Genomic DNA, 13,476 nt, shown 5'->3' with positions numbered 1-13,476 from the left:
TCGTCGGTTATTTGTTTATAATTGATAGTTCTTTTAGTCGCAATGGAGAGGTGGCCGAGCGGTCGAAGGCATCGGTCTTGAAAACCGAAGATCGCGCAAGCGATCCGGGGGTTCGAATCCCCCCCTCTCCGCCAGTGACTACCTTCGGCTTACTAAATGATCGTTAACCAAATGATCATTAACCTGGCAACTCTCTCGGTCTTTTTTCAGATAATTTTCACATCAATGATTCATTGATGTTGAGAACTGATGGCGGTATTGCAAGTTTTTTGATATTACTACCTTACCGTCATCTACTAATCTTTGACCTGCCGGCTTTATCCAGGACTTTAGCCGTGTGTGGTGGCCTGCGCTCACGACCGTAACGTGGATTGGAGATCACCGATTTTAGGCGAAGATAAGAAATACCTGCGAATAAGCAGTTTATGTTAAATCACGATCAGCGAAGTTTTGAACCATGACTCTATGCAGAATTCGTTTGTTGTCTGTGGGCGGGTGTACTATAATATCAATTGAGACACCATCAAGGAGAATAAAGATGTCAGAGATAGCTTTATACAACGCACTTACAAAGCTAGGCCTTTCGCCGGATGAAGCGAAGGAAGCAGTCGCCGATGTTGCGAGTTCAAAGGATGTTGCGACTAAGGCAGACTTAAAAGCAGGTTTGGCAGAGTTGAAAGAGCAACTAACCTGGCGTCTGGTTATAGCAATAGGAATATACACCGCAATTACTAGTTTCATAGCTAAAATGCTTTAATAGCCATCTTGTTCTAAAAAAACGAAGCTCATAGCTCGCGATACAGCAACGATCTCAGCGCGAGCTATACTTAATACCTATGAAGTTATGCGGTTTTAAGGATGTTGGTGTCAGGTGTTATTTTCGTTTCAGCTGCTCTTTCAAATCTAATAGATCGTTCATAAATTTGATCATGGTTAATCCAGCCGAAGCTATAAGCCGTATGAGCCCATATATGAAAATGAAAGCAGTAAGAGCGTAGCTTAAATATTGCCTAAATAAGGATGGCGGTCATCTAAATTGCGTAAGTTTGAGTTAAGATAAACTAGGTGGGGAGATCTAATTAACGGAGGAAGGCATATGAAAGATATAGAGAAAGACAAAATGGATTACTTTAGACAAAACAACGCAACCAAATCCAATAGACTAGTCGGCAAATTGCGTATAGATTTATTTTTGCTATTTCTATTATTTTCATGCCTAGCATCTGCTGAGTCGCGTTACCAAGCGGGCGATACTTTCCAAGATTGTAGCATCTGTCCGGTAATGGTGGTTGTGCCGGCAGGTAGCTTTATGATGGGTTCTTCAGAAGATGGAGGTAGGAGAACTGAGGACGAAAGGCCTCAACATCAGGTCACGATTGCTAAACCTTTTGCGGTTGGTAAATATGAGGTGACTGTCCGGGAATACGCAGCATTTATTGATGAAACGGGAGGGCTTGGCAGCAACGAGTGGCGCAATACATTCTTTAAGCAGAGCGATGCACATCCTGTTGTCAGTGTATCGTGGGAAGATGCTACCGGTTTTACTCACTGGTTATCTGTGAAAACCGGTCATCAGTATCGTTTATTAAGCGAAGCAGAATGGGAATATGTGGCAAGAGCAGGCACGACAACATCTTATACTTTCGGACCAACGATTTCTAAGAATATGGTGAACTTTAATAATAACAATGGCGGTACTGTGGCAGTGGGCAGTTATCCTGCCAATGCATTCGGTTTGCACGATGTCCACGGCAATGTATGGGAGTGGGTAGAGGATTGTTGGCATCGAGACTATAACGGTGCACCGACCGACGGTAGCGCTTGGCTGAGTAGTTGCGAGGATGAGTCATTCAACATGTTGCGTGGCGGTTCCTGGCTCTTCCACTCTATAGACCTGCGCTCTGCTGTTCGCCTAGCAGAAGGTGCGGCGATCCGTCACAACTCCGTTGGGTTTCGTGTTGCCCGGACGCTTTAATTCTTGGCTCTTTAGCTTTTTACCCTGATGTTTGTCTCTCACAGAGGCAAGCAATGGTGAGGTTTGCCGATTAAATGATCGAGTTGTTGAAAATCTCCAGTATCAGTGACAATAAGCAGCTAATCAAAAGAAGGTTTTCATGCAAGGAATTCATAAACTGATGACACAAATAAATTACTAGGCGATTATTTGAGGCGGTAATCTAAATTGTGTCAGTTTAAGTTCAGATAAACTAGGAGGGGACACCTAATTAACAAAGGAAAACATATGCAAGATATAGAGAAAGACAAAATGGATTACTTTAGACAAAACAACGCAACCAAATTCAACAGACTAGCTGGCAAATTGCGTATAGATCTATTTTTGCTATTGCTATTATTTTCATGCTTAACATCTGCCGAGTCGCGTTATCAAGCGAGCGATACTTTCCAAGATTGTAGCATCTGTCCAGTGATGGTGGTTGTGCCGGCAGGTAGCTTTATGATGGGTGCTCCAGCAGATGAGGCTGGAAGAGATAAGAACGAAGGGCCGCAGCATAAGGTCACGATTGCTAAACCTTTTGCGGTTGGTAAATACGAGGTGACTGTTCGAGAATACGCAGCATTTATTGATGAAACGGGAGGGCTTGGCAGCAGCGAGTGGCGCAATACTTTCTTTAAGCAGAGCGATGCACATCCTGTTGTAAATGTATCGTGGAAAGATGCTACCGGTTTTGCTCACTGGTTATCTGTGAAAACTGGTCATCAGTATCGTTTATTAAGCGAAGCGGAATGGGAATATGCGGCAAGAGCAGGCACGACAACAGCCTACACTTTTGGACCAACGATTTCTAAGAATATGGCGAACTTTAATAATCAAGATGGTGGCACTGTGGTAGTGGGCAGTTATCCTGCCAACGCATTTGGTTTGCAAGATGTCCACGGTAATGTATGGGAATGGGTAGAGGATTGTTGGCACGATGACTACGACGGTGCATCAATGGATGGTAGTGCTTGGGTGAGTCATTGCAGTTTTGATAGCGATGTCCGCGTGTTGCGTGGCGGTTCCTGGTTCGACATCATTCCAAGGGACCTTCGCTCCGCTCATCGAATCTGGAACGATGCGTCCGACCGTGGCAGCGACTACGGGTTCCGTGTTGCCCGGACGCTTTAATTCTTAAATCTTTGGCTTTTTGCCCTGATGTTTGTCTCTAACGGAAGCAAGCAACGGTAAGGTTTGCTTATTAAATGATCGAGTTGTTGAAAATCTTTGGTATAACTGCCAATAAACAGCTAATCAAAAAAAGGTTTTCATGCAATTAATTCATACTAATGACACAAATAGATTACCGAGAAATTATTTCTGCTCATGATGTACTACAAAGCATTGCTAAAGCTTTAGACCTGCGCACAGTATTATTCCGATAGACAATGATGTTCGTAGTGGCTACAATGTTAATTTCAATGCCTTATTTCTATGCAGCCAACAAGGGAAAAGTTTTTAATCGTCGGTAGCGGTGGGCGTGAAAGTGCTTTTGCACTGAGCCTTGCCAAAGAATCCGATATTTCTATCTATGCTGTCATTGACCATAAAAACCCGACTATCATTGATTGCGTAGAAAAAACCGCAGGTCAGTACTTGGTAGAGAACACGACCGACGCACAGGCGATTGTGCGCTTTGCAAAGCAATGCAAAATAGATTATGCCTTTGTCAATGCCGATGCACCGTTGGCAAACGGTGTCGTTGACGAACTGCTAGGCAATGGTATCAAGGCTGTCGGAGGAACCCAAAAGGCAACCCGCATTGAGTGGGATAAGGTTTATTCGATCGAATTAATGAACGAAGTGTGTCCGGAGTTTACGCCGTTTTATAGGATTGTCTCCTCGCAACAGGAACTTGCCAGTGCGATCAATGATTTTAAGAATGAAAAACTCGCGATGGTTGTAAAGCCACAGGGATTAACGGGTGGTAAAGGCGTTAAGGTGATGGGCGAGCATCTAAACACTTACCAAGACAGTATGGAATATGCCGCTTCCCTACTGGAACAAAATGAAAAAGCGAAAGTGCTTTTAGTTGAAAAGCTAGACGGAATAGAATTCACTGTCATGGGTTTTACTGATGGCAAGACACTGCTCATGTCGCCGGCTAGCTATGATTACCCGTATCGAGAAGAAGGAGATACGGGGCCGGGCACTGGCGGTATGGGGTGTTTTACCGCTAACGAAGAACGGTTACCCTTTATGGACGAAGTAGATTTTGCCAATTGTCGTACTATTATGGAGCGGATAATTCTCTCTCTGGCAGAGAAAAATAACCGCTTCAAAGGCATTCTGAACGGCGGTTTTTTTAAGACCAGCAAAGGCATAAGGTTCATGGAATTTAACAGTCGATTTGGTGACCCCGAAGGGCTGAATATACTGTCCATTCTAAAAACCTCGTTTGCTAATATCATTAAAGATATATATAACGAATGTTTGGTCAAAGATAGCGTCCAATTTTTAAGCAAAGCAAGCGTTATCAAGTATCTGGTTGCCGAGGAATACCCAGAAGTCAGTGATAAAGAGATAGAATTTACGGTAAACGAACAGGCGATCAAAGATGCTGGCATACAACTTTATTATGCATCGTGTGTCAGAAGCGAAGCAAACAATACTTATGTTACCCTCAAGAAGTCACGAGTATTAGCCCTGGGTATGATAGCGGACGATATTGCTCAGGCTGCCGACTTAATTAATCAAGCGATTGATAACTATGTGCGCAGTGCATTAGTCTATCGTAGAGATATTGCTTCGCCCGAGCATTTGGAAAAGTTAGACAAGATAAACCAACAGCTAGTATAACTGGTCGGCATTAGAGTTCTCTGTGCAGTATTTTCCCAGCATTCGATTTAGGTAGACTACTACGAAATTCAATTTGACTGGGTATTTTGTAGCCTGCTAAGCGTTCTTTGCAAAATGCAATAATATCGGTGTCGCTCAATACCCCAGACTTTCGTTCTACAACAAATGCTTTAACTCTTTGCCCGGAATGTTGGTCTTCAATACCAATACAGGCTGCCTCGGCGATGTTCGGATGTTCGCATAAGGTTTGCTCAATCTCGCTAGGATAGACATTAAAGCCGGAGACGATAATCAGGTTTTTGAGTCGTTCAACGAGATAGATATAACCACCTTCTCCGATATAGCCAATATCGCCGCTTCTAAACCAGCCTTGTGTGTCTATTGCCTTTGCGGTTTCTTCTGTTTGTTTCCAATAGCCTTGCATCACTTGTGGCCCGCGTATACATACTTCCCCGTGTTCACCTATCGGCAGCTCTTTACCGTGTCCGTCGCGTATGCTAATTTCGGTTGCCGACAATGGCAAGCCGACGCTGCCATTAAACTCTTTGACATCGGGTGGGTTAACGCAGACGACTGGTGAAGTCTCAGTAAGGCCGTAGCCTTGCAGTATGATGGTGCCGGTAATTTTTTGCCAAGCAGCGGCAGTATTTTTATGCACCGCCATGCCGCCGCCAATCACTGCGCGCAATCTGGAGAAATCAATCTCAGAAAATTCAGGTTGGTCGACCAGTGCTTGGAATAATGTACTCACACCAGTTATGGCTGTGAAGTGATTTTTCTTTAAGGTTCTGATTAAAGATTTTATATTGCGCGGGTCGCTAATCAATAAATTTTGATGTCCGAGCTTTACGAACAATAAGCAATTCACCGTCAAGCTAAAGATATGATAAAGCGGCAACGCCGTTACTATGACTTCTTTAGCAGCGGAATCTTTTAGGTAACCGAAGCATTTCTCCATTTGATTCAGGTTGGCAACGAGGTTGGCGTGACTCAGCATCGCCCCTTTGGCATAACCGGTAGTGCCACCAGTATATTGCAACAGTGCGGTATCGTCTGAGCGTATCGCCGGCAGTTGGTGGTGCAGTGCCTGACCGTATTTCAGCGCTTTATTTAAGTGTATAGCATTGCCACCTGCCGAGACTAGCCTAGTGGGCAAGCCACCAGTAGCGATATTGAGTAGTAGTGATTTGGGGAAAGTCAAAAAGTCACCTACTCCAGTGAGGATTACCTGTTGAATATCGGTCTCAGGGATGACATCGGAAACTAATTGGTAAGCAAATTTTATAACGACTATCATCCGTGCGCCACTGTCTTTTAATTGATGTAATAGTTCATTTCTTTTATAGAGCGGATTGATGTTTGTTGCAATCATGCCAGCTTTGAGGATGCCAAATAAAACTACCGGATACTGCAGTAAATTAGGCATCATAATAGCGATGCGATCACCGTGGTTAATCTTCGGATGGCTGATTAAATAGCGCGCAAAGGCATCCGACTTTTCGTTGAGCTCACGATAACTAAGCTGTGAGTTGAAATTGGTAAATGCAACTGCTGAGTGATGCGTTGCACAAACCTCGTCAAGTATAGAGACGAGTGTCGCTGTGGAGTTTTGTTCAAGTGTTTCGGTTTTCATAATACTCAATTAGTTATTATCGGTTGTTTCAGCCCAAGGTGGTTGCTTTGCTGCGGTTTGTTTCATCAGTAAGCCGACGAAATTATCCATCAGCTGTTTATTTTTCTCTATTAATGCAGTTGCGATATCGTGCATTTGCATCAAATTCTCTTCCCCAGCGTCATCTGAATCTAAAATTTCCTTCCCTATAGAAGGGCAGACCCGCAAGTATTGACCGCGTTCCTCGCAGGTTAGAAACATCTGCTTGAGTTGGTAATCGGCGACATCAGCTTGTCCGGAGAAAGCGATATGCTGTATCACTTTAATCCAATCCCATGCCCCCCAATCCTTAAACTCGTTGTCGTCTTGCTGCAATTCGTTGGCGGTGCCGCCACTCACCGATAGCATCAACAGATTATTAGCGCGTATGCGTGGGAATATTTCGCGTATTTCGGCATAGGCACACAAAGCAGGGTTATAGGCGTAAACGCCACCGTCTATCAAATAATAAAGACGGTTGACGGTTGAACGTATCTCGGCGACCGGAAATAACACCGGTGCCGCAGTGCAAGCTCTAATCATATCACGCACGAAAAAATTGTAGTGCGCTTGTTGTGTTGCCTTGTGTTGTCTGAAAAAGAATATGCCGCTGCCGATTAGATCATACGCAGTGAACAAGCAGGGCTTGGTTAGATCCTTCAATTCGACATCTTTGAAGTGTTGTTTTAATACATTGCGTATTCCTGAATCGGAGAATTTGGCATCGATAAAACCCTTAAAAGATTTAATGGTCTGCCATATAGAACTCTCAAAAATTTCATTGCCTTGCTCTTTATAGAGTTTTACGATTTGTTCGGCGGTGTATCTTTTGCTGTCCGCTTTATTCGGAAGCAATAAAGCCGAACCGATAATCGCACCCGTACTGGTGCCGACTATTAAATCAAAGTAATCGCTTATCCCTACATTCGGGTCGCCGCTTAATTGTTGTAGGCGCTCTTCCAGATCAGCGAGCACATAAGCTGAGATAAGTCCGCGCATACCACCGCCATCTATAGAGAGGATGCGCAGGTACTTTGGTATCATCTCGCTGGTCTCTATGTGTTCATAGGATATTTTCAAAGATGGCAGCGGCCCCCATGCCGGTGCCGACACACATGGTGGTCATCCCGTAATGTAATTTGTTCTTTTGCATGCCGTGCAAGAGAGTCGTGGTTCGTATCGCACCGCTCGCACCCAGTGGGTGCCCCAACGCAATTGCGCCACCTAGTGGGTTGACAACTTCAGCGGCGAGTTTCAAGTGCTCTACCACCGCTAGGCTTTGTGCAGCAAATGCTTCGTTTAATTCAATCCAGCTGAGTTGCTCTTGTTTCATTTTGCACTGTTCCAATACTTTAGGAATTGCATAGATCGGACCTATACCCATAATTTCCGGTGCGACACCAGTGACCGCATAGCCCACATAACGAGCCATTGGTTGCAAGTCGTATTGCACGAGTGCCTTCTCGCTACAGATTAACAACGCTGCTGCACCGTCGCTCATTTGGGAGCTGTTGCCGGCGGTTACCGAACCGTTTTCGGCAAAAACTGGTTTTAGTTTGCGCAGCGCATCAGCCGAAGTATCAGTGCGCGGTCCTTCGTCGGTGGTCAATGTTTGTTTTGCGGTTTTAATATCCTCACTGTCCTCTTGTTGAGTCGTACTGACGAGATGATAGGGAAGTATCTCTTCGGTGAATGCACCTTGCTGTATCGCTGCGCACGCTTTGCGGTGGCTGGATAATGCAAAGTGGTTTTGTGCGTCGCCGCTAATACGGTAATGCGTTGCGACATTCTCAGCGGTAATTCCCATCCCGTAGGCAATCGCAATATGCTGATCGTCAAACAACCGTGGGTTGAGTGCCGGTCGGTGTCCAGTCATTGGTATCAGACTCATGCTCTCGACACCGCCGGCGACCATAACTTCAGCTTGATTTAAGCAGATACGCTCAGCGGCGATGGCAATGCTCTGCAAGCCTGATGCGCATAAGCGGTTGACAGTCATGCCCGGCACTCGTGCCGGATATCCGGCGAGTAGTAAAGAAATTCTAGCGATATTGAATGCTTGTTCAGCTTCTTGCATGGCACAGCCGACGACCACATCATCAATCGCCTTAGGTGGTAGCGTAGGATTTTTCTTAAGTATGGCACTTAGCACCGCAGCGAGCAGGTTATCCGGCCGCTCGTGTTTGAACATACCACCTCGCTTGCCGACTGGAGTGCGTATCGCAAAGGCTATATAGGCTTCTCGTCCTTGCTTCATTTTAGTTTCTCAACGGCTTGTTATGTTTTAGCATGTGTTCTATGCGTGCCTGAGTTTTTTTCTCGTTGAGCAAACTTAAAAACATCTGCTTTTCATTGTTCAATAACCATTTGGCATGAATTTTTTGATTGGCTGGCAATGGCGCTGCGCATAATACTTCGGCTATGGTACCGGCTAGATGGCAATCGTAGTCGCTGATATAGTTACCTTTGTGTAGGTTTGTAAGATAGCCCTTAAAGTTAGCGGCTGCAGTACTGCCGGCGACGGCAAACGGTTGTTCGGGTTTAGGTGGGCGATAGCCAGACGCGTCTAGTACCCGTACATATTGCTTAGCAACATACAATAATTCATAAGCGTTCATAATGACCGTATCGCTACTGCGCAGATAGCCCATCTGTTTGGCTTCTAATGCACTAGAGGATATTTTAGCGGTGGCGATATTGCGGTAATAGGCTTGTAGCGGCGTATAGATGTCACCGTCTATGCTCTGCTGGTAGGCACGGTAAGCCATTTCCTTGCAGCCGCCGCCGGCTGGCAATAAACCGACTCCGATCTCAACTAAACCGATATAGCTTTCCAATGCTGCGACCACATGATCGCAATGTAGCAACAACTCACAGCCGCCACCTAAGGCTAAACCTTGCACCGCAGCGATGGTCGGGATGCGGCTATTACGCAGATACATAAAAGTATTTTGTAATGTCTCAATCACTGCATCTATAGGCGGCAAGTCGTCTATTCTCGGCAGTTCTGGCTTGGCGATATGTAATAGCAGGGTTTTCGCCTGGCTTATTACAGAGGTTTTAGTGAATTTACCGACTTTAGCTGCGAGTAACACCTCAAGCAAGTTGGCACCGGCACAAAACGGTGCTTGTTGTTGCCAAATGATTAGACCTTGATAATTCTGTTCAGCAATTTTTATCGCTTTGCCTAAGCCCACTATGGCTTGATAATTCAGAGTGTGCATTTTGGTCTTGAAGCTAACGATGGCGATCTCGTCGTCTTCGTGCCATAGTCTCAAGGCTTCATTTTCAAAGAGAGTCTTGCCGTGTTGCGGTTGTCCGACAAAAGACATAGCATAAGATTGTTTGCGATAGATATGATTCTTTGAGGTGATTTTGTAAGTGTTGTGTTTCGGCGACCATACCTTGTCGTCAAAGTAAATCATTTTGCAATTAGGATTGGCAGTCCAATCGGCGAGTGGCACATCTGCTAAAGTTTTTCTGTCGGCTATATCTTTTTGTAGCCGTTGGCAAACGGTTTGCCAACCTATAGATTGCCAGTATTCAAAGATACCTCGTTGCCAACCGAAACCCCAGCGCAACGCTGCGTCTATATCGCGCAGACTATGGGCAATAGTAAGCGCGTGATGTGCTGCATAGTGAAAAAGATCGCGCTGTATCATGTATAGAAACTGCAGATGTTCGTTGTCGGTAGTTGCTTGAGAGTCAAAGATTTTTTTGATCTTATCTTTTATTTCATGGTTGGTAGATTTTTGGCGTGGAATATAATTTTGCGTATGTCTATCTAAAACATAGATCGCCCCGTCTTTTTGTTTTTGATAAAACCCGGCGCCGCTTTTGGCTCCGATACGATTTTTTTCTATCAGCGCATCTAGGTATTCGGGGAACTTAAATAGCGAACGCCACGGATCGTCGGACAGTTCATCGTAGAGTTGTGTGCAGACACTTTTCAGTATGTCTATGCCGACTAAATCTATAGTCCTACAAGTAGCACTTTTAGGTCGTCCTATCAAACGGCCGGTTAATTCATCAACGACATCAAAACCTAAATCCATTCGCTCGGCGTGATGCAGTGTGCTCATTAATGCAAACAACCCTAGTCGGTTGGCGATAAACCCCGGCGTATCTTTGGCAACGACGGTATGTTTGCCCAATCTGCTGGTGGCAAACACTTCCAGTTCCGAGATGACCGACGGATCAGTGCGGCTTGAAGGGATTAGTTCCAGCAACTCCATATAGCGTGGCGGATTAAAAAAATGCATCCCGCAAAATCTAGCTTGCAAGTCTAGCTCTAACTGGTCGGCGAGTTTCTCTATGCGGATGCCGGAAGTATTGGTTGCTAGGATGCAGTGTTCTTTTAAGTGCGGAGTGATTCTTTGGTATAGCTTTTGTTTGATTGCCAGGTCTTCGCTGACCGCTTCAATTATCAAATCACAGTCCTTGAGCAAATCTAGCTGTTGATAATCAACCGCCGTCAAATAATCTCCTGCGTCGGCGGTTGCCAACGGCGGTGGTTTTAATTTGCGCAAATGATTTATGGCGTACGCAGCACTGTCGCGATGCGATGCATCGCTAGTGATTCCGTATAACAATGTGTCCAAGCCGGCATTAGCGCAATGTGCAGCAATTTGGCTACCCATCGTGCCGCACCCCAGTAATGCTATTTTATTGATTGCTGGGTGTCGTTTAGATAGAGTCAAAACTATCTACCTCTAATACCTCGTCAACCGCTTGTTGCCACGATTTGAGTTTGTCACATTCGTCGGAACTGATGATACCTTGCTGTTGTAAGTCGGATAGCCAGCTTTCGTTATCTTGTGCTATCGCTCTGGGGTATGCTTTTAGTTGACTGCGCAGTTCGGTCACTTCTCTGCTAAGCGATACCGCGTTGCTCAAGTGCGCAAAACTTTCTCGGTGGATATCCGGCGTTAATAATGTACTCAGGTCATCGGAGCTATATAATTGTTGTGCTAATCGGCTATAAGATTGCTCACTGCTTCCTCGGATGCGCTTGCCCAGAGGAAAGAGTATGAACCTACTCAGCCAATTAAACGGTTTAGGTAAATTAAGACAGATTTTATGCAGCGTGGCCTCAGCGTGTTGTATGCATTCGCTACAAGCCAGGTCCGTTAAGTCCTTGTCAATCTCTGGGTGTAAGCGATTATGGTGCTGTTTGAGCAGTGCGCCTGTTGCGTACATCATTGCCAGTACATCCGAGAAATAACCCGATATAATTTCCTTTTTCTTAAAACCGCCGCCTGAGGTTAGAATGATCAGATTAGATAAAAACGCGAACAAAGCACTAATATAGTTAACATTTCTATAATGCTTTCGCATAGTGCCTGCGTCTGCCGGCACCGACGAGAAACGGGCTTTAGTCAACGCAGTCCAACGCGCTTTGACGAGAGTCTTCAGAAAATAGCGCGTATGCTTTCCCAGCAAGCTATTAAAATCGGCGATTGATTTTTCGCTCTGGTCGCTAAAGCATTTGAGTTCGCTATATAAATATGGATGGCAGCGTAGCGCACCTTGCCCAAAGATCATCAACGAACGGGTTAGAATATTTGCGCCTTCAACGGTAATGATGATAGGAATACTTTTATATATGCTGGCGAGATAATTTTTAGGTCCCTGCATAATTGCTTTACCGCCGTGTATATCCATTGCGATATTGACCGAATGGCGAGCGTTTTCGGTGCTGTAGTACTTGACTATCGCCGAGACCACCGCTGGTTTATGGCCGTCGTCTATAGCAGCTACGGTAAGTAGGCGCATCGCATCAGTGGTGGTCGTGTTCATTGCCAGTTGTGCTAGTTCCTTCTGCACACCTTCAAATTTGGCAATCGGAAGCCGAAACTGCTCTCTCAAACGACCATATGCGTTACTCGTATAAAGTGCGTTTTGTTGCGCTGATGAGGCAAGCGCAGGGATGGATAAGCTACGCCCTATGACTAAACATTCAACGAGCATCCGCCAGCCTTGTCCAATCATCGACATACCGCCGATGACATAATCAAGCGGTACGAAAACACCCTCTCCAGAGGTTGGACCATTCTGAAACAGAGTGTCCAGCGGTGAGTGTCGCTGTCCTTTATTTACCCCAGGTGTATTCGCCGGTACTAATACACAGGTAATACCTAATTCTTTGTTGCCATGAAAAATATCTTTATCAAGTAGCTGTTGCGGATCAACCACTTTAACTGCCAGCCCGATTAGAGTGGCGACTGGGGCAAGCGTAATATAACGTTTGCGCCAAGTAAGCCGTAACCCTAAGCACCGTTGCCCGTCAAATTCATCCTCGCAAACGACTCCGAAATCGTCAATGCTACCGGCATCTGAACCAGCGTGTAAAGAGGTCAGTGCAAAGCACGGCACTTCTTCACCGCGTGCTAACTTAGGCAGATAATCAGATTTTTGTTTATCGCTACCGTATTTCAAGAGTAATTCTGCAGGTCCTAGAGAATTAGGTACCATGACCGTAGTAGCCAGCACTGCACTACGGCTTGCCAATTTGGTGATAACCGCCGAATGTGCGGCGTTAGAAAAACCTAAACCGCCATAGTATTTGGGAATAATCATACCGAAGAAGCGGCGTGTTTTTATAAACTCCCACGCTTGGTGACTTAGGTCGGCTTGCTGCTTGATTTGCCAATCATCTACCAGATTGCAGAGTTCCTCGGTTTCGTTATCTAAAAAACCTTGTTCGGCTTCATTCAATTTCGGCGACGGCAAAGACAACAGACCCGACCAGTCTGGTTGTCCTTGAAATAAACTTTTCTCCCACCATGTTGAACCAGACTCTATGACCTCGCGCTCAGTATCGCTGACCGGTGGCATAGACTTTTTCAGCAGGTGATAAAGCGGTGTGCTAAAACACCATAATCTGGTAGCAGGCACTATACAAAGCACCACTGCGGCAATCAGTAAAGTGATGACGATAACGGGTAGCCAAAACAACATTAGCACTATAACAGCGATTGCCAATAAAAAGATATAGCGACCTTTTATTTTTGTATACATAGGTTCATCT

The 13,476-nt window shown here is 45.3% G+C and carries 9 protein-coding genes and 1 tRNA gene; 5 read left to right on the top strand and 5 right to left on the bottom strand.

Features of this window, described 5'->3' with window-relative positions:
- Window positions 1-44 precede the first annotated feature (44 nt).
- From GDA45_05420 to purD, 5 genes are all read left to right on the top strand, one after another.
- Window positions 45-134: transfer RNA gene (locus GDA45_05420), tRNA-Ser, on the top strand.
- Window positions 135-538: 404 nt separating this feature from the next.
- On the top strand, window positions 539-757 hold the full coding sequence (locus GDA45_05415; protein MBC6414303.1) for a hypothetical protein: 219 nt from the start codon (window positions 539-541) through the stop codon (window positions 755-757).
- A 339-nt stretch (window positions 758-1,096) separates the two neighbouring features.
- Window positions 1,097-1,975 carry a formylglycine-generating enzyme family protein gene (locus GDA45_05410; protein MBC6414302.1) on the top strand — a complete coding sequence of 293 codons (879 nt, stop codon included), beginning with the start codon at window positions 1,097-1,099 and terminating at the stop codon, window positions 1,973-1,975.
- A 267-nt stretch (window positions 1,976-2,242) separates the two neighbouring features.
- On the top strand, window positions 2,243-3,127 hold the full coding sequence (locus GDA45_05405) for a formylglycine-generating enzyme family protein (protein MBC6414301.1): 885 nt from the start codon (window positions 2,243-2,245) through the stop codon (window positions 3,125-3,127).
- Window positions 3,128-3,430: 303 nt separating this feature from the next.
- Entirely contained in the window at window positions 3,431-4,795 is a 1,365-nt protein-coding gene (purD, locus tag GDA45_05400; GenBank protein ID MBC6414300.1) for a phosphoribosylamine--glycine ligase, read from the top strand.
- A gap of 10 nt (window positions 4,796-4,805) precedes the next feature.
- Here purD and GDA45_05395 read toward each other — a convergent pair whose 3' ends face one another.
- From GDA45_05395 to GDA45_05375, 5 genes are read right to left on the bottom strand one after another with little or no spacing between them, the layout of a single operon-like run.
- Window positions 4,806-6,428: an AMP-binding protein gene (locus GDA45_05395; GenBank protein MBC6414299.1), complete on the bottom strand. Its 1,623-nt coding sequence runs from the start codon at window positions 6,426-6,428 to the stop codon at window positions 4,806-4,808.
- A 9-nt stretch (window positions 6,429-6,437) separates the two neighbouring features.
- Window positions 6,438-7,490, bottom strand: coding sequence for a patatin-like phospholipase family protein (locus GDA45_05390; GenBank protein ID MBC6414298.1), 1,053 nt, complete (start codon window positions 7,488-7,490; stop codon window positions 6,438-6,440).
- A gap of 19 nt (window positions 7,491-7,509) precedes the next feature.
- A complete protein-coding gene (locus GDA45_05385; GenBank protein ID MBC6414297.1) occupies window positions 7,510-8,703 on the bottom strand; it encodes an acetyl-CoA C-acyltransferase in 1,194 nt (397 codons plus the stop codon).
- A 1-nt stretch (window position 8,704) separates the two neighbouring features.
- Window positions 8,705-11,146 carry a 3-hydroxyacyl-CoA dehydrogenase/enoyl-CoA hydratase family protein gene (locus GDA45_05380; GenBank protein ID MBC6414296.1) on the bottom strand — a complete coding sequence of 814 codons (2,442 nt, stop codon included), beginning with the start codon at window positions 11,144-11,146 and terminating at the stop codon, window positions 8,705-8,707.
- Complete coding sequence (locus GDA45_05375) at window positions 11,133-13,466, bottom strand: acyl-CoA dehydrogenase (protein ID MBC6414295.1); 2,334 nt, start codon at window positions 13,464-13,466, stop codon at window positions 11,133-11,135. The genes GDA45_05380 and GDA45_05375 overlap by 14 nt, the downstream gene beginning before the upstream one ends.
- Window positions 13,467-13,476 lie beyond the last annotated feature (10 nt).

It is taken from the genome of Chromatiales bacterium, assembly GCA_014323925.1.
In the GTDB taxonomy this organism is placed as follows: Bacteria; Pseudomonadota; Gammaproteobacteria; order Poriferisulfidales; family Oxydemutatoraceae; genus SP5GCR1.
Note: the sequence above shows the minus strand (reverse complement) of the source record. Positions and strands in the feature narration are given on the sequence as shown.